The following is a 16,965-nucleotide window of genomic DNA, read 5'->3' as shown; positions in this document are numbered from 1 at the left end:
TTGATGCATCTCCTCCAGAGGACAGGTCGCGGAGGACGCTACGAAATTATTATCAATTTCAATGCGATAGTGTCGCCGTTTTCCGGATTCGATGACGCGCTTTCGTTTGGCGCGATCCGAAGCGAAACCGAAACAAAGACGAAACTGCCTTTTCCGCGTCACATCTGCCTAAAGTCGGACCAGAAAAAACATAAGGGAGTAACGCCAATGCGACACGCCGTGATGCTTCACGCGGCCCTGTTCGCCCTCGGCATGACCAGCACGGCTCTCGCGGCGCACCCGGTCGCGCAGACCGCCGGCACGCCCGAGGCGACGCTGCCGCTCACCGACGTGACCTGGATGAACGTGTGCCGTGAGCAGAACGCGCTTCGTCGCGACGCGCGCGGCCGGCTGGTCGTGGTGCAGGTGCCCCGCTGCAACATGGTGTGGGTCGGCAAGCGCTATCTGTTCAACGGCAACTACTACGCCGACCCCAACTTCATCCTGCCGCTCTGAGGCGTACCCGCCTCAGAGCGCGGGTTCGCGCAGCAGCACAGCGAGCAGCGCGGCGCGGGAATCCGGCAGCGCCAGCCCACGCGGCTCGAAGATGCGCCGCGCCAGGAAATGGCCGGTCATGTCGAAGGCCGCGCGGATGTCATCGATCTGCGGAGGCTCCGCCACTTCGGCGATCAGGAAGTACGGCAGGTTCAGCAACTGCCCGCGCCATGGCTCGCCAGCATCACGGCTGACCGCGCGACCGGATTTCGGCGAGACATAAAGCAGATCGTTGCGCCCGCCCGTGGCCGCGCAGCTCTCAAGATCCAGCCCGAAGCCGAGTTCCGACAGCATCATCAACTCGAACCGCGCCACCACCATCCCGGCGAGGCGTGGATCATCGAGTTGGTCCACCACGACATCCAGCACGCAGTGCAGCGCCGGATGGGGGTCGCGCTCGGGCAGCATGCGCAGCAGCGCGCTCATATGGGCGAAGGCGAAGGCGGTGTGAGCGCGCTCCATCATCTGTCCGGCGCGGGATGCCGTGACTTCGAGCGTATAGGCGCCCAGATGCCCGTCGAGCCGCGCCCGCCACTGGGCATGCACGCCGTTTCCCGGCTGAAGCGCGCCCGCCTGCCGGCGCGAGGCGCCACCACGCACGAGGCCGAGATGCCGGCCATGGCCCTTGGTGAGGAGTTCGACGATGGCGTTGGCCTCACCGTGCCGCCGCACGCCGAGGATGATGCCGTCATCGCTCCATTCCATGGTGGGAGGACCCTAGTCCGCGCTGGGAAATTCCAACCCCATCTCGCGGTAGCGCTCGGGATCGTCGGCCCAGTTCTCGCGAACCTTCACGAACAGGAACAGATGCACCGGCTGTTCGAGTATGTCTGCCAGTTCCTTGCGCGCGCTGGTGGAGATCGCCTTGATGGTATCGCCGCCCTTGCCGAGCACGATCTTCCGCTGGCTCTCGCGCTCGACGAAGATGGTCTGCTCGATACGTACCGAGCCATCCTTGCGCTCCTGCCAGCTATCGGTCTCCACCGTGGAGCGGTAGGGCAGTTCCTCGTGCAGACGGTGGAACAGCTTCTCACGGGTGATCTCGGCGGCGAGCATGCGCATCGGCGCGTCGGAAATCTGGTCTTCCGGGTAGAGCCACGGGCCGAGCGGCAGGGTCTGCGCCAGCCATTCGCGCATTTCCGCGAGGCCGTCGCCCGCCAGCGCGGAAATCATGAACAGCCGGTCGAAGCTGATGCGCTCGGCGACCTGGGCGGCAAGGCCGAGCAGGCTCTCGCGCTTCATCAGGTCGATCTTGTTGAGCACGACCGCGCGCGGGCGCTTTACCTCGTTCAGGCCGCGCAGGATCGCCTCGACCTCCTCGGTAAGGCCGACCCGCGCGTCGATCAGCAGCACCACGGCGTCGGCGTCCCCCGCTCCGCCCCAGGCCGAGCGCACCATGGCTTTCTCAAGCCGGCGCTTGGGCGCGAAGATACCGGGCGTGTCGACCAGCACGATCTGCGTCGCCCCCTCAAGCGCGATACCGCGCACCAGCGAGCGCGTGGTCTGCACCTTGTGCGAGACGATCGACACCTTGGTGCCGACGAGCGCATTGGTCAGGGTCGACTTGCCGGCATTGGGCGCGCCGATCAGGGCGACGAAGCCGCAGCGGGTTTCGGTGTGTTCGTCGTTCATGCCTTGACCCGTTCGAGAAATGCCGCCGCGGCGACTTTCTGTGCGTTCTGCTTGGAGGTGCCCGTGCCTTCCACGCCGTCATGGCCGGGTATGTCGACCAGGATGCGGAATTCGGGATTATGATCCGGTCCGCTGCGCGCTACCAGCTTGTAATGTGGCGGCGGCAGGCCGCGCGCCTGTGCCCATTCCTGAAGTGCGGTCTTCGGGTCGCGCGACTGCTGGCCGAGCCGCTTCAGCCGCGGGCCCCAGAACCGCTCCACCGTGGCCTCGGCGGCCGGAAAACCGCCATCGAGATAGACCGCCGCCAGCACCGCCTCCGCGATATCGGCGAGAATGGCCGGCCGCTCACGCCCGCCGCTGCGCTCCTCGCCGGCGCCGATCCGGATAAAGGGGCCGACACCCATGGCCAGGGCGACCTCGGCGCAGGCGGCCTCGCATACCAGTTCCGCCAGGCCACGCGACAGGTCGCCTTCCTCGGCGTTCGGCAGGGCGCGGAACAGCATGTCCGACACCACCAGACCCAGCACATGGTCGCCGAGAAATTCGAGCCGCTGATAGGAGCGGATGCGCGCCTTGGTGCCCTGATAGCCGGTAACGGCGCTGATATGGGTCAGCGCCAGCGTCAGATGCGCGCGGTCTGTGAAGGCGTGGCCGAGCCGTGCCTCCAGCTCCGCCAGCGCCGGGTCGCTGCCGGTCTCCTGCGCCGGGCGCCGGGGCGGACGGTTCATCGCACGAACGAGAACAGGCGCGACCAGCGCACCGTCCAGGGCCATTTCCAGAACTGCCATGCGGCGTCGCCTTCTTCCACCGAGAAGAAGATGACCTGCGCGCGACCGATCAGGTTGTCATAGGGCACATAGCCCACCTGGCTCAGCACACGGCTGTCGGTGGAGTTGTCGCGGTTGTCGCCCATCATGAAGTAATGGTCGGCGGGAACCTTGTAGACCGGCGTGTTGTCGTAGAAGCCGTTATCGACCAGATCGAGCGTGTTGTAGGAGACGCCGTTCGGCAGGGTCTCGCGCCACACCTTCACGCGCTGCGCACGCCCGTCGGCTTCCTGGTCCATCCAGTAGCCGGCATCCTCGCGCTTCACCGGCTGGCCGTTGATGTGCAGCACACCGTCGATCATCTGGATTTCGTCGCCCGGCAGGCCGATCACGCGCTTGATGTAGTCCGTGACCTCGTCGCGCGGCAGCTTGAACACCACGACGTCGCCCCGGTTCGGCGCCGAACCGAAGATGCGCCCGTCGAACAGCGGCAGCGAGAACGGGAAGGAAAAGCGGCTGTAGCCATAGCTGTATTTCGACACGAAGAGATAGTCGCCGACCAGCAGCGTCTCCTTCATCGAGCCGGAGGGAATGTTGAACGGCTGGAACAGGAAGGTGCGGATCAGTATGGCGATCAGGAACGCCTGAAGGATAACCTTGACGGTCTCGCCGAGGCCGCCTTCCTGCTTCTTCGGTTGTGTGGTGGAGCTCATATCGCTTTCCGCTACGCCCTGCCGCGGCCACGCCTGGCCACCCGTATGGGCTGTGCGGCTCCTATAGCCGCTCGCCGTGCCTGCGGCAACGCGCCGTGGTCACGAATGCCGGAGGAGACGCTGCGTCAGTCTGCCGGCGCGCGCGGCACCGCGCTGATGATGACGAAGGCCTGCGCGATTGGTCCGTCATCGGTGATGGTGAGGTCGATCTGCGCCTCGAAGCCGGGCGGCGTGATCGCTTCCAGCCGCGCGAGGGCACCCCCGGTGAGCTTCATTGTCGGCCGGCCGGACGGCAGGTTGATGACGCCCATGTCGCGCCAGAACACGCCCTGTGCCAGCCCGGTGCCGAGCGCCTTGGCGCAGGCCTCCTTGGCGGCGAAGCGCTTGGCATAGCTCTCGGCCCGCCGCTTGCGGCGCTCGGACTTGGCGCGCTCGATGGGCGTGAACACCCGATCGAGAAAACGTTCGCCATGGCGCTCCAGCACCTCGGCGACGCGCCGCGCGTCGGTAATGTCGGAGCCGATGCCGATGATCATCGCGCCCTCCCCGGTTCAGGCCGCGCGCAGCACGGCGCGCCCGTGCGCCATGGCGTGCCGCATGCGGCGGATCGCCGTTTCCAGCCCCTCGAACATCGCCTCGCCGATGAGGAAATGGCCGATATTGAGCTCGCGGATTTCCACCAGAGCGGCGATTTCCTGCGCGCTTGCGTAATCGAGGCCATGACCGGCATGAACCTCAAGCCCGAGCGCGGCGGCCTGCGTGGCGGCCTGTGCGAGGCGGGCGAATTCCTCATGCGCTTCCGCCGCCCGGCCTTCGGCCAGCCACTCGCACCACGCGCCTGTGTGCAATTCCACCACCGCCGCGCCGATATCGGCGGAACGCGCGATCTGCTCGGCATCGGGCGCGACGAACAGCGAGACCCGGATGCCGGCCGCCGCCAGCGTCTCGACACGATGCGCCAGCTCAATGCCGCCGCCGATCACGTCAAGACCGCCCTCGGTGGTGCGCTCCTCGCGCCGCTCCGGCACGAGGCAGCAGGCATGTGGGCGGAGTTCCAGCGCCAGCGCCGTCATCTCTTCGGTCGCGGCCATTTCGAAATTCAGCGGCACCGGAATTTCCGCACGCAGCCGGCGCATATCGGCGTCGCGAATATGCCGGCGATCCTCGCGCAGATGGGCGGTGATGCCGTCTGCGCCGGCGGCGGCGGCGAGCAGGGCCGCGCGCACCGGATCGGGAAGCGCGCCGCCGCGGGCGTTCCGCACCGTCGCGACGTGATCGACATTGACGCCGAGGCGCAGCGGGGGAATCGGGGTCAGGATCGCGCTCATCGCCATCACGCCTTCGCCTGCGAGAGGCCGCGCGAGCCGGGCTTGATCGCCGGCATGGCGGCAAGCTCAGGCGGAAGCGCGTCGGGCGCATAGGTGGGGATGTCGAGTTGCGCGAGCGAGACGAGCTCGACGCCAATATCTGCCCTGCCGCCTGAGCGGTTGATCAGGCAGGCCGCGCCGACGACATTGGACGTGTAGTCCGCCACCGCCGCCAGGCATTCGCGCGACGACAGGCCCGTCGTGATGATGTCCTCGACCATCAGCACCTTGGCTTCCGGTGGGATGGTGAAGCCGCGCCGGAGCTGGAACCGGCCGTCCTCGCGTTCGACGAAAACGGCCTTGGCACCGAGCTGGCGCGCCGTCTCGTAGCCCGGCACAATGCCGCCGACGGCCGGCGATACGACGTAATTGATCTTCCCGAACGCGGCCTCGACCTTCTGCGCCAGCGCCTTGCAGAGGCGCGCCGTGCGCACCGGGTCCTGGAACACCTTCATCTTCTGCAGGAATACCGGCGAGCGCAGGCCCGACGAGAGGATGAAGTGGCCCTCAAGCAGCGCACCCGCGTCACGGAATTCAGCCAGAACCTCGTCTTGAGTCATGGGAAGCGCACCGATGAGTTTGTTGCGGAACGGCCGTGGTCTAGCCGATCCGCCCCGGCGCGTCACCCTCACGCTACGGCGTGCGCCTAGGCCGCGACGCTTTCGGCACCCATCTCGTCGGTCCACACCTCGAAACCAGCAAGAATATGCGGCCCGAAGGTGTTGACCATCGCGACGTCGGCCGCATCCCGCCCGCGCGCCATGACCACACGCCCGATCCGGGGAATGTTGTGGCGGGCGTCAAACGAGTACCAGCGGCCATCGAGATAAGCCTCGAACCACGCGCTGAAATCCATCGGCGCGGGATCGCGCGGCACGCCGATATCGCCCAGATAGCCGGTGCAATAGCGTGCCGGAATGTTCATCGCCCGGCACAGCGCGATGGCCAGATGGGCGAAGTCGCGGCAGACGCCGCGCCCCTCGCGCAGCGCCCCGGCGGCGGTGCGGGTACGGTCGGCGTTCTGGTAGTTGAAGGTGATATGATCATGCGCGAAATCGCAGATCGCCTGCACACGCGCCCAACCCTCCGGGACATGACCGAAGCGCGACCATGCTTCCTCCGCGAGGAGATCGGTCTCGCAATAGCGGCTGCCGAGAAGAAAGGTCATCGCCTCTTCGGGAAGCTGCTCGATAGGCACCTGCCCGGCGGACAGGTTCACCGGATCGGGCCGCCCGCCATCGTGGACCACGCCATGATGCTCGATCACGGTACGACCGACCGGCAGCACCGCGCGACGACGGACATTGCCGAACATGTCGGTGGCCATGCTGCTCGGCACGTCCTGCGGGCCGCAGCGCATGAACAGCGGCGAGGCGGTCAGGATGTCGGCCTGGCGCGAGGTGTGGATGTCGAGCGCGAAGCTGGCGACGGTCGGCATCGCGCAATCAAGCGCAATGCGAAATCCATAACGGATACGCATGGTCGAAACCTTTCGGGATCTATCGGGAGAGTGCCGGAAATCAGGCCGGCGGCGCGACACGCGAGCGGGCGCTCCGGACGCGGGCACAGGCCAGCGCGGCATGACCGGAGAGCTGTTCGACGCGGCCGCCAGCGGCGAGAGCGCCATCGTTCAACATCCGGCCCATAACTTCACGCGCCGCGCCGGCTACGATCCGCATGGCACCTTCAACTGTTTCCACCAGCGGATTGCCGATCGCCATAAACCTCTCCATCGCGTTGATTGCACAGGGATAGTTCTGGCTGATCAACGCGAGGACGGTCGAAAAGGTTCCGCGCTTCGGCGCTCAACCGTTCACGCGCTGCACGCTGGACACCACGGCGCGCGCCCGCAGATCGGTGATGATGCCGTTGAGATGGCGCAGGTCGTAGACCCCGACATCGATCACCATCCGGGTGAAATCGGCCGAGCGCGATGACATGCGCAGATTGTCGATATTGCCGTCGCGCTCGCCGATCACCTGCGCGACCTGAGCGAGCGAACCGGGCTCGTTGGTGGCCACCACCACGATCTGCACCGGAAAGCGCTGCGGATCGTCGTCATCGACATCCCAGCGCACATCCAGCCAACGCTCCGGCTCCTCCTCGAAATCCTGAAGCGCCGGCGACTGGATCGGGTAGACCGTGATCCCCTCGCCCGGCGTCAGGATGCCGACGATACGATCGCCCGGCACGGCGCCGCCATTCGGCGCGAAGCGCACCGGCAATTCGCGGTTGATGCCGCGGATCGGGATCGCCGTCTTCGGGTCGGGATCGGATTCGATACCGGGAATCTTGAACTTGAGGCTCTGCCCCTGCTCCAGCTCGAACCAGCCCTCGCCCTTCGGGGCCGCAAGCTCGGCGAGGCCAGACCATTCCGGATGGATCGCCTTCACCACGTCGTCGGAACGCATCTCGCCGCGCCCCACGGCCGCATAGACATCCTCCAGCGTGCCGCGCGCCAGCCGGTTGAGCGCGCTGGCGAGCTTCTCCTCGGAGAACACCTTGCCCGCGCGCGCGACCGCCCGCTCGACGATCTTGCGACCAAGCCCGGCATATTGCGCGCGCACCGCCGCGCGCGTCGCCCGGCGGATGGCCGCCCGCGCCTTGCCGGTGACCACGATCGATTCCCAGGCGGCGGGCGGGGTCTGCGCCTCGGCGGTGATGATCTCCACCTCGTCGCCGTTCTGGAGTTCGGAGACCAGCGGCGAGACCTTGCCGTTCACCTTCGCGCCAACGGCACGGTCGCCGACCCCGGTATGCACCGCATAGGCAAAATCGATCGGCGTCGCGCGGCGCGGCAGGATGATCAGACGGCCCTTGGGGGTGAAGCAGAAAACCTGGTCGTGGAACAGTTCGAGCTTGGTGTGTTCGAGGAATTCCTCGGGGCTGGAACCTTCGGCCAGCAGCTCGATGGTCCGCCGCAGCCACGCATAGGCGTTAGAATCGCGCGTGAGCAGGTCGCCCCGGCCTTCCTTGTCTTTGTAGAGGGCATGGGCGGCGATGCCGTATTCGGCGATCTCATGCATCTCGCGGGTGCGGATCTGCAGCTCGACGCGCTGGCGGCCCGGCCCGACCACGGTGGTGTGCAGCGAGCGGTAATCGTTCTGCTTGGGCGTCGAGATGTAGTCCTTGAAGCGGCCGGGAACCAGCGGCCACTTGGTGTGAACCACGCCAAGCGCGGCGTAGCAGTCCTCCAGACGCTCCACGAGGATACGGAAGCCGTAGATATCCGAGAGCTGCTCGAAGGCGACGGACTTCTGTTCCATCTTGCGCCAGATCGAATAGGGCCGCTTCTCGCGTCCCTTCACCACGGCGACGATGTTCTTCTGGGCGATGGCGTCGGAGAGTTCGCGCTCGATCGACGAGACCAGCTCGCCATTGTTTTCCTTCAGCGCCTGAAGCCGGCCGATGATCGATTCATAGGCTTCCGACGAGAGCTGGCGGAACGACAGGTCCTCCAGCTCCTCGCGCATGTCGTGCATGCCCATGCGCCCGGCGAGCGGAGCGTAGATGTCGAGCGTTTCCTGCGCGACGCGCGAGCGCTTTTCTTCGGGCACCCATTTCAGGGTGCGCATATTGTGCAGCCGGTCGGCGAGCTTCACCAGCAGCACGCGGACATCGTCGGCAATGGCGAGCAGCAGCTTGCGCAGGTTTTCCGCCTGCTTGGCCTGCTTGGACACGAGGTCCAGCTTCTTGATCTTGGTCAGACCCTCGACCAGGGCGCCGATCTGCGGGCTGAACAGCCGGTCGATCTCTTCGCGGGTCGCGTCGGTGTCCTCGATCGTGTCGTGCAGCAGCGCGGCGACGATGGTCGCATCGTCCAGCTTGAGGTCGGTGAGGATCGCGGCGACTTCGAGCGGGTGCGAGAAATAGGGATCGCCGGAGGCGCGCTTCTGCGTGCCATGCGCACGCATTGCGTAAACATAGGCGCGATCGAGCAGCGCCTCGTCGGTGTTGGGATTGTACCGGCGGACGCGCTCGACGAGCTCGTACTGCCGCATCATGAGACAGAAACCCGTGAGACCGACCGGCGCATGCCGGCCACTGGATTTAGATATCGTCCGAGCCGGCGCGGCGCGCAAGGCGCAAGCGGCTGAAAAGCTTTAGAAAAGCAAAAGGCCCGGCGGGAAACCGGGCCTTGCGCATCAGTGGATGGGTCGAACAGCGTGGAAAGACGCTCAGCCCTCGTCGTCGTCGCTCGGCTCGGGCGGCACCAGGCCCTGAAGGCCGGCCAGCAGCTCTTCCTCGGTCATGCGGTCGAGCATGACGTCCGAATCGTCCGCGCCGCCCTCGCTGGAGGCGATCATCGGCACAGTCTCCGGCTCGGGCTCGTCCACCTCGGTGAACTTCTGCAGCGAGTGGATGAGGTCCTCCTTGAGGTCCTCGGGAGAAATCGTCTCGTCGGCGATCTCGCGCAGCGCGACGACGGGATTCTTGTCGTTGTCGCGATCCACGGTGATCGGCGAGCCGGACGCGATCATGCGGGCACGATGACCCGCGAGCAGTACGAGTTCGAAGCGATTGTCGACCTTGTCGATGCAATCCTCGACGGTGACGCGAGCCATGCCTCGGCACTCCTGTCGGTGGAACTGGAAAGGCGCTGCAATAAACGATCAGCTCATCAAGGGCAAGCCTTACGCTGGAACACGACTTTGGGAGGGTTTGTAAAATCGTTCCCTTGCGCACGCCATAAATGCGCTATGAGTATGTTCGGGGTAGGAGCCGCTTCGTGTTGCGGGAACCGAAGCAAAAACGGCACATAAAATTTCCGGATACCGCCCAAAATGATAAACGGAATGGAAAAGATTGCACTTTTTATAGATGGCGCAAATCTTTACTCTGCGACAAAGTCGCTCGGGTTCGATATTGATTACAAGCGCCTTTTGCGTGAATTCGAATCGCGCGGCTATGTCTTGCGCGCCTTTTACTATACGACACTGGTTGAAGATACCGAGTACTCCTCCATTCGGCCGTTGCTGGACTGGCTTGGCTATAATGGCTACTCAGTCATTACAAAGCCGGCCCGAGAATTCACCGATTCGCAGGGCCGCCGTCGTCTTCGCGGCAACATGGACATCGAACTCGCGGTCAACGCGATGGAGGTGGCCGCTCATGTCGATCACATCGTGATTTTCTCCGGTGACGGTGATTTCCGCTCGCTGGTCGAGGCGCTGCAGCGCAAGGGCGTTCGCGTCAGCGTGGTGTCGAGCGTGAACACCCAGCCGCCGATGATCGCCGACGAGCTGCGCCGTCAGGCCGATACCTTCATCGACCTGGTGGATCTTCAGAGTCGAATCGGCCGCGATCCGTCGGAGCGGTCGGGGCGGATGCAGGAGACCCCGCGTTTCCTGGAGCGTCGGACCGCGCCACCCTCGAACGAGGATGACGACGAGCTTTCGACGTCCTGAGAACCGCCGCATGAGCCTCTCCACTGCCCGCGCGCCCGCTGAGCCGGGACGCGATTGCCCGCTATGTCCGCGGCTGGTCGCGTTCCGGGAACTGTGGCGCGCCAATGAGCCCGGCTGGCACAACGCCCCCGTCCCGTCCTTCGGGCCGGAGGACGGGCGGCTGCTGATCGTCGGTCTCGCGCCGGGGCTGCGCGGGGCCAACCGCACAGGGCGCCCGTTCACCGGCGATTATGCCGGAGAACTGCTCTACAGCACGCTGATCCGCTTCGGTTTCGCCACCGGCCGCTTCGAGGCGCGCCCGGACGACAGCCTGCAATTGCTCGATGCCCGCCTCACCAATGCGGTGCGCTGCGTGCCGCCCGAGAACAAGCCGACCACGGAAGAGATGCGCACCTGCCGGCCCTTCCTCTCGGCCACCATCGACCGCCTGCCGCGCCTCGGCGCTATCGTGGCGCTGGGAAAGATCGCCCATGACCAGGTGCTTGCCGCCCATGGCGAGAAGCTGTCGCACCACAAATTCGCGCATGGCGCGGTGCATCGGATCAAGGACGTGGTGCTGTTCGATAGCTATCACTGCTCCCGCTACAACACGAACACCGGCGTGCTGACGACCGAGATGTTCCACGCCGTCTTCGCCAAAGTGCGGGCGCATATCGACACGCTGGGGTGATCAGGGCGCGACCGGCGCCCAGAGCACATCCTCGATGCGCCGCGCCCCGCTCGCCAGCAGCACCAGCCGGTCGAGGCCGAGCGCGATGCCGGAGGCTTCCGGCATCAACGCGAGCGCGGCGAGGAAATCCTCGTCCAGCGGATAGCGTTCGCCATAGATGCGCTCCTTCTCGTCCATCCACGCGATAAAGCGGCGCCGCTGCTCCCCTGCATCCGTCAGTTCGCCAAAGGCATTGGCGAGTTCCACCCCGCAGACATAGAACTCGAAGCGCTCGGCAAGGCGGGCATCGCCGGGCTTCGGCCGCGACAGCGCGGCCTCCGACACCGGATATTCGTACAGGATTGTCGCCCGCCCTCGCCCCAGATGCGGCTCGATCTTTTCCACCATCACGCGGGTGAACACGTCCGCCCAGCTGTCATCCTGCGCGACGCGGATGCCGGCCTCGCGGGCAGCGCGCCACAATCCGTCCCGGTCATTTTCCCCGCCCTCGCCCAGCGTCGCCATCAGGTCGATGCCGGCATGGCGCGCGAACGCCGCGCAGACCGTCAGCCGCTCCGGGTCAGCGAACGGATCGGCCTCGACGCCGCCGAAGGCAAAGCGCCGACTGCCCGCCGATTGCGCCGCGAGCGCCAGCAATGCGGCGCAATCGGCCATCAGCGCCTCGTAATTCTCGCCCGCGCGATACCATTCCAGCATGGTGAACTCGGGATGGTGCAGAGCCGTGCGCTCGCCATTGCGGAACACCCGGGCGAAGGTGAACAGCCGTTCCTCGCCCGCCGCCAGCAGCTTCTTGGCGGTGAATTCCGGCGAGGTGTGCAGATAGCGTACCGCGCGCTCGCCATCCGGCGCTTCCAGCTCGGTCGCGAACGCCTTGAGATGGGTCTCGTTGCCCGGCGACACCTGAAGGATCGGCGTCTCCACCTCGATGAAATCCCGCTCCTCAAAGAAGCCACGCAGCGCCGCCATCACCTTCTGCCGTGCCAGCAGGAACGGGCGCCGGTCGGCGTGGCGCTCGCGGGACCACCAGGGCGACGCGGCGGGAGAGGACGGCATGGCAGGCTCCGGCAGTTAGACGGGACGCAACGGGCGGGGTTGGCGGAAGGCGGGCGCGCGAGTATAGGAACCGCCAACGTGAATCCCGGTGCGCGCAAGGCGAGCACCCAACAGCCAGAGGACCGCATGGTCAAGGTCATCGCCAGCACGCTGCGCAAGGGCAACGTGGTCGACATCGACGGCAGGCTCTATGTCGTGCTCACCGCCGACAACATCCACCCCGGCAAGGGCACGCCGGTGACCCAGCTCGACATGCGCCGCATTTCCGACGGCGTGAAGATCTCCGAGCGCTACCGCACCACCGAGCAGGTGGAGCGCGCCCATGTCGAGGATCGCCCCTACACCTTCCTGTATTCGGACGGCGAGGGCTTCCACTTCATGAACCCCGACAATTACGACCAGGTCGCGGTGCACCCGGACGTGGTGGGCGATCAGGCGCCGTATCTGCAGGAAGGCATGCAGGTCATGCTGAAGATGCACGATGGCAACGGCATCGCCATCGAACTGCCGCAGCGCGTGACGCTGGAAGTGGTCGAGACCGAGCCGGCGATGAAGGGGCAGACCGCCTCCTCGTCCTACAAGCCGGCGGTGCTGTCCAACGGTGTGCGCTCGGCGGTTCCCCCGCATATCGGCATCGGCACCCGCATCGTGGTGATGACGGCGGACGGCTCCTATGTGGAACGCGCCAAGGATTGAGCCGGCGCTCTCAATAAACATGAAAAAGCCCGGCCAAGTGCCGGGCTTTTTTGTTGAATCAGCGCAGGTCCATCAGCCGCGGTCGCGCATCAGGCGCTGCTTGTCGCGGTTCCAGTCCTTCTCCTTCGCCGCCTCACGCTTGTCGTGCGCCTTGCGGCCGCGCGCGATGGCAAGCTCGACCTTGGCCCGGCCCTGCTCGTTGAAATAGATGCGCAGCGGCACCACGGTCATGCCCTCGCGCTCCACCGCCTGCCACAGCTTGGCAATCTCCCGCATGTGGAGCAGCAGCTTGCGCGGGCGTCGCGGCTCATGGTTGAAGCGATTGGCCTGGAGATATTCGGGGATGTAGGAATTGTAGAGGATGGCTTCGCCCGACTTGGCCGAGACATAGCTCTCGCCCACGGTCGCCTTGCCGTCGCGCAGGCTTTTCACCTCCGTACCGGACAAGGCGATACCGGCTTCGAACACCTCACCGATGTCGAAGTCGAAACGGGCTCGGCGGTTCTCTGCAACCACCTTGCGGGGTAGACTCTTTTTCTTTTCGGCCATTTCACTCAGCTCCGTGCCGGAGCGTGAGCTCCGCCCGGCCTCAGTTGATCAGTCCGGCATGCCGCATCGCGGCCTGAACGATTTCCTTGGTCTTCTCGCTCACCGGAACCATCGGAAGGCGCGCCTCGTCCTTGATCTTGCCGAGAACGCTTAGCGCATATTTGGTGGGGCTCGGGTTGGTTTCAACGAACAGCGCCTGGAACAGCGGGAACAGCCGGTCCTGAAGCTCCAGAGCCTTGGCGTAGTCGCCGGCAATGCAGGCGTTGAGCAGATCCGAGCACAGCTTCGGCGCCACGTTGGAGGCGACCGAGATGCAGCCGTCTCCGCCATGGGCCATGAAGGCCAGCGCGGTCGGGTCCTCACCGGAGAGCTGGTTGAAGCCCGGGCCCATCGCCTGGCGCTGCTGGCTGACGCGCACCAGATTGGCGGTCGCGTCCTTCACGCCGGTGATGTTCTTGATCTCGAACAGCCGCGTCATCGTCTCAACCGACATGTCCACGACCGAGCGGCCGGGAATGTTGTAGATGATGACGGGAATCGTGATCGCCTCGGCGATGGCCTTGTAGTGCTGGTACATGCCCTCCTGGCCGGGCTTGTTGTAATAGGGCGTCACCACGAGCACCGCATCCGCCCCCGCCTTCTCGGCATGGCGGGCGAGATCGATGGCCTCGATCGTGTTGTTGGAGCCCGCACCGGCGATTACGGGCACTCGGCCCTTCGCCTGCGCGATGGTCCATTCGACGACCCGCTTGTGCTCATCATGGGAGACCGTGGGGCTCTCGCCGGTGGTGCCGACCGGGACAAGGCCATGGATGCCTTCCTCGATCTGCCATTCCACCAGCCCGCGCAGCGCTTTCTCGTCCAGCGCACCGTCGCGGAACGGCGTCACGAGAGCCGTAAAGGAACCACGAAAGGGTGTCTGGGGAGGCATGGCGTGCTCCTGGTCTCTTTTTTCTCGATGTCCATCGGCCGCAACGCGAACGACGCGCGCGGGCGAAGGGGGCATCAGATATCGCGTCGGCGCGGCGGAAGAAAGGGCATTGTTGCGCCGCTGTCATGGCGCTGCCCTGCCAAACTTGGCAAAGCGCCCGGGATGCGGCACCCTGCCCCGGTTTCGTCGGCTTCGGAAGCTACAACCGTTGCGTAATGGCCACGGCCTTGCCATCCACGGGGTTGTGGTTAGCAATTCGTCAATAAGATCGCGAGACAACTAGGGCAGACGTAGCCCCTCACGGGTTGGCCCAAGGGCCGGAACGTTTCAAGCGTCTGTTTGCCGGGAGTGCGTATTGTCATGAGCCAGAGCTCCAACCCGTCGCGTCGCCGTCCGTTTCGTGCGGCCGCTCCGCTCGTCGCCTTGCTGCTGGCGTCGACCGCCGGGTTCACGCCCTCCCTCGCCGCATCGAGTTCCGTCCCGCGTCCGCCGCAGAAGCCGGCAACCAAGCAGGCTGCCGCCAAGCCGGCACCGGCAAAGCCGCCGGCCAAGCCGGTCATCCGGCCCACGGCCAAGCCCGCGCTGGCCGGTGCGGTCGCGCCGATGGCCGCCAGCGGCTTCGCAATGGCTGCGCCTGCGCTCTCCGGCAATCTTGGCGACATGCAGCGCGCGGTGAGCCTGGTCGAGAAGGGCCAGTCCGCCGAAGCGCTGAGCATCGCCGACAATCTGCGTGATCCCGGCCAGCAGGCGCTGGTGCGCTGGCTCGCCCTGCGGGTGACGGCGCGCGACGTCGGCTTCGACCGGGCGGTCGCGATCCTGCGCGCCCACCCCACGCTCCCGACCCCCGTGGTACTGCGCCGGCGGCTGGAATATCTGCTCTATGTCGAGAACAAGTCACCGGATGTGATCCTCGCCTTCTTCGGTGAGCTGCGGCCCTATTCGGGCGAAGGCAAGATCGCCCTCGCCCGCGCTCTGTTTGCCAGCGGCGACCAGAAGGCCGGCACGGCCTGGCTCAAGGACGCCTGGCGCGAAGACGCGCTGTCCGAGGATGTCGAGGCGACCGTGATGGTCGAATTCGGCGGCCTGCTGACCCGCGCTGACCACAAGTACCGCGCCGACAAGCAGCTTTATGCCGAGGACGCCGTGCGCGGCCTGCGCGCCGCCCAGCGCGCGGGTGGCGATGTCACCGCGCTGGCCAAGGCACGCATCGCCTTGTTCTCGAAGGGCGGCGATCCGGCCAAGCTGTTCGCGGCGGTCCCCGCGTCACTGCGTTCGGATCCCGCCTATCTCTACACCCAGGCCAAGATCGCGCGTCGCGCCGGCGATGACGCAACTGCGGCTCGGGCGCTGCTCGCCGCGCCGAAGGACCCCGCGCTGCTTGTCGACACCGACGAGTGGTGGATCGAGCGCCGCCTGATGACGCGCCGCCTGCTCGACGCCGGCGACCCGCGCACCGCCTACAAGGTAGCCTCCAGCGGAGCACTGGCGGAGAACGAACACTATATCGCCGACCAGCACTTCATGTCGGGCTGGATCGCGCTGCGCTTCCTCAATGATCCGAAGACCGCGCAGCAGCACTTCGTCCGTGTCGCCGAAGGCCAGACCCACCCCGCCACGGTTTCCCGCGGCTTCTACTGGCAGGGCCGGACCTTCGAGGCGCTCGGCAGCACCGCCAATGCCCGCTCGCAGTATGAGATCGCGGCCGGCTACAGCACCGCCTATTACGGGCAGCTCGCCCGCGCCCGGCTCGGCAAGCCCGACGTGAAGGTACGCTCTGCGCCGCAGGCCAATGCCGCCCAGCGCGCAGCCTTCGCCCGCGACGAAGGCGTGCAGATCTTCAGGCTGCTGGAAAAGATCGACAAGGACAACCTCGCCCTCGCGCTGGCCTATGACCTGGCCGAGCGCCTGCCCGATGCGGCGCAACTCGGCCTGCTGGCGGAACTCGCGCGCAGCAGCGGGGATGCGCGCACCCAGACCACGATCGGGAAGGTCGCGCTCAATCGCGGCATGGCGCTGGAAGCGGAAGCCTTCCCCACGCAGGGCATTCCCAAATTCCGGCCGATCGCCGAGCCGGTGGACCCGGCGCTGATCTATGCGATTACGCGGCAGGAGAGCATGTTCCACACCTCCGCCGTGTCCAGCGCCGGCGCCGGCGGGCTGATGCAGGTGATGCCGGCCACCGGCCGCACCATCGCCAACCGCACCGGCGTCAAGCTCGATGCCGTGAAGCTGCGCTCCGATCCCGCCACAAACGTGCAGTTCGGCGCCGCTGAGCTGCGCAGCCTGCTGGACAATTATCACGACAATTACGTGCTGACCTTCGCCGGCTACAACGCCGGGCGCGGCAATGTTTCCAAATGGATTCAGGCCTATGGCGACCCGCGCGATCCCAATGTCGACCCGATCGACTGGGTAGAGCGCATCCCCTTCTCCGAGACCCGCAACTATGTGCAGCGGGTGATGGAGAATGCGCAGGTCTACAAGTCCCGCTTCGGCTCGCGTGCCACGCTGCAGATCGAGGCGGACCTGCGCGGCGCGCGTCTGTAAGCGCGCTGAAGGACCGCCGTCAGACGCGCCGGTCAAAAGACCGGCGCATCCAGCATCCGGCCGCGCAGCCGAAGATGTAGGCCACCAGCAACAGTGCC

General features: G+C 65.9%; 19 protein-coding genes. 5 read left to right on the top strand and 14 right to left on the bottom strand.

The window, feature by feature from the left end; translation table 11 throughout:
• The first annotated feature begins 207 nt into the window (after positions 1-207).
• Complete coding sequence (locus MKI84_RS01515; protein WP_241616200.1) at positions 208-495, top strand: hypothetical protein; 288 nt, start codon at positions 208-210, stop codon at positions 493-495.
• A gap of 12 nt (positions 496-507) precedes the next feature.
• Here MKI84_RS01515 and recO read toward each other — a convergent pair whose 3' ends face one another.
• From recO to rpoZ, 11 genes are all read right to left on the bottom strand, one after another.
• The gene (recO, locus tag MKI84_RS01510; RefSeq protein WP_241616199.1) at positions 508-1,239 is read right to left on the bottom strand and encodes a DNA repair protein RecO; all 732 of its coding nucleotides are present in this window, start codon (positions 1,237-1,239) and stop codon (positions 508-510) included.
• A 12-nt stretch (positions 1,240-1,251) separates the two neighbouring features.
• Positions 1,252-2,166, bottom strand: coding sequence for a GTPase Era (gene era, locus MKI84_RS01505; protein WP_241616198.1), 915 nt, complete (start codon positions 2,164-2,166; stop codon positions 1,252-1,254).
• Positions 2,163-2,894, bottom strand: a complete 732-nt coding sequence (gene rnc, locus MKI84_RS01500) for a ribonuclease III (protein ID WP_241616509.1) — start codon at positions 2,892-2,894, stop codon at positions 2,163-2,165. Before rnc ends, era begins: the two co-directional genes overlap by 4 nt.
• The gene (gene lepB / locus MKI84_RS01495) at positions 2,891-3,646 is read right to left on the bottom strand and encodes a signal peptidase I (protein ID WP_241616197.1); all 756 of its coding nucleotides are present in this window, start codon (positions 3,644-3,646) and stop codon (positions 2,891-2,893) included. The genes rnc and lepB overlap by 4 nt, the downstream gene beginning before the upstream one ends.
• A gap of 125 nt (positions 3,647-3,771) precedes the next feature.
• The gene (acpS, locus tag MKI84_RS01490; RefSeq protein WP_241616196.1) at positions 3,772-4,182 is read right to left on the bottom strand and encodes a holo-ACP synthase; all 411 of its coding nucleotides are present in this window, start codon (positions 4,180-4,182) and stop codon (positions 3,772-3,774) included.
• Positions 4,183-4,197: 15 nt separating this feature from the next.
• A complete protein-coding gene (locus MKI84_RS01485; protein WP_241616195.1) occupies positions 4,198-4,974 on the bottom strand; it encodes a pyridoxine 5'-phosphate synthase in 777 nt (258 codons plus the stop codon).
• Positions 4,975-4,979: 5 nt separating this feature from the next.
• A complete protein-coding gene (gene pyrE / locus MKI84_RS01480; protein WP_241616508.1) occupies positions 4,980-5,573 on the bottom strand; it encodes an orotate phosphoribosyltransferase in 594 nt (197 codons plus the stop codon).
• 86 nt (positions 5,574-5,659) lie between these two features.
• The gene (locus MKI84_RS01475; protein ID WP_241616194.1) at positions 5,660-6,493 is read right to left on the bottom strand and encodes a transglutaminase-like domain-containing protein; all 834 of its coding nucleotides are present in this window, start codon (positions 6,491-6,493) and stop codon (positions 5,660-5,662) included.
• Between the two features lie 40 nt (positions 6,494-6,533).
• Positions 6,534-6,782 carry a CsbD family protein gene (locus MKI84_RS01470; RefSeq protein WP_241616193.1) on the bottom strand — a complete coding sequence of 83 codons (249 nt, stop codon included), beginning with the start codon at positions 6,780-6,782 and terminating at the stop codon, positions 6,534-6,536.
• A 36-nt stretch (positions 6,783-6,818) separates the two neighbouring features.
• Entirely contained in the window at positions 6,819-9,017 is a 2,199-nt protein-coding gene (locus MKI84_RS01465) for a RelA/SpoT family protein (protein ID WP_241616192.1), read from the bottom strand.
• A gap of 174 nt (positions 9,018-9,191) precedes the next feature.
• The gene (rpoZ, locus tag MKI84_RS01460) at positions 9,192-9,578 is read right to left on the bottom strand and encodes a DNA-directed RNA polymerase subunit omega (RefSeq protein ID WP_241616191.1); all 387 of its coding nucleotides are present in this window, start codon (positions 9,576-9,578) and stop codon (positions 9,192-9,194) included.
• 219 nt (positions 9,579-9,797) lie between these two features.
• On the opposite strand from rpoZ, the gene MKI84_RS01455 reads away from it, so the two are divergent.
• Both MKI84_RS01455 and MKI84_RS01450 read left to right on the top strand, forming a co-directional pair.
• Positions 9,798-10,421, top strand: coding sequence for a LabA-like NYN domain-containing protein (locus tag MKI84_RS01455; protein WP_425353779.1), 624 nt, complete (start codon positions 9,798-9,800; stop codon positions 10,419-10,421).
• 10 nt (positions 10,422-10,431) lie between these two features.
• Positions 10,432-11,091: a uracil-DNA glycosylase gene (locus MKI84_RS01450; protein WP_241616189.1), complete on the top strand. Its 660-nt coding sequence runs from the start codon at positions 10,432-10,434 to the stop codon at positions 11,089-11,091.
• Here the strand turns inward: MKI84_RS01450 and epmA are convergent, their stop codons facing one another.
• Positions 11,092-12,144, bottom strand: coding sequence for an EF-P lysine aminoacylase EpmA (gene epmA, locus MKI84_RS01445; protein ID WP_241616188.1), 1,053 nt, complete (start codon positions 12,142-12,144; stop codon positions 11,092-11,094).
• A 126-nt stretch (positions 12,145-12,270) separates the two neighbouring features.
• Here epmA and efp point away from each other — a divergent pair, with 126 nt between their 5' ends.
• Complete coding sequence (efp, locus tag MKI84_RS01440) at positions 12,271-12,840, top strand: elongation factor P (protein WP_241616187.1); 570 nt, start codon at positions 12,271-12,273, stop codon at positions 12,838-12,840.
• Positions 12,841-12,912: 72 nt separating this feature from the next.
• Here efp and smpB read toward each other — a convergent pair whose 3' ends face one another.
• A complete protein-coding gene (gene smpB, locus MKI84_RS01435; RefSeq protein ID WP_241616186.1) occupies positions 12,913-13,389 on the bottom strand; it encodes an SsrA-binding protein SmpB in 477 nt (158 codons plus the stop codon).
• Positions 13,390-13,429: 40 nt separating this feature from the next.
• Positions 13,430-14,320 (bottom strand): 4-hydroxy-tetrahydrodipicolinate synthase, encoded by an 891-nt coding sequence (dapA, locus tag MKI84_RS01430; protein WP_241616185.1) that lies wholly within the window; start codon positions 14,318-14,320, stop codon positions 13,430-13,432.
• 360 nt (positions 14,321-14,680) lie between these two features.
• Here dapA and MKI84_RS20605 point away from each other — a divergent pair, with 360 nt between their 5' ends.
• On the top strand, positions 14,681-16,867 hold the full coding sequence (locus MKI84_RS20605; protein WP_281063180.1) for a lytic transglycosylase domain-containing protein: 2,187 nt from the start codon (positions 14,681-14,683) through the stop codon (positions 16,865-16,867).
• The last annotated feature ends 98 nt before the right edge of the window (positions 16,868-16,965 follow it).

The sequence above is a fragment of the Ancylobacter gelatini genome (assembly GCF_022601675.1).
GTDB lineage: Bacteria > Pseudomonadota > Alphaproteobacteria > Rhizobiales > Xanthobacteraceae > Ancylobacter > Ancylobacter gelatini.
This window is presented reverse-complemented; position numbering and strand designations above follow the sequence as displayed.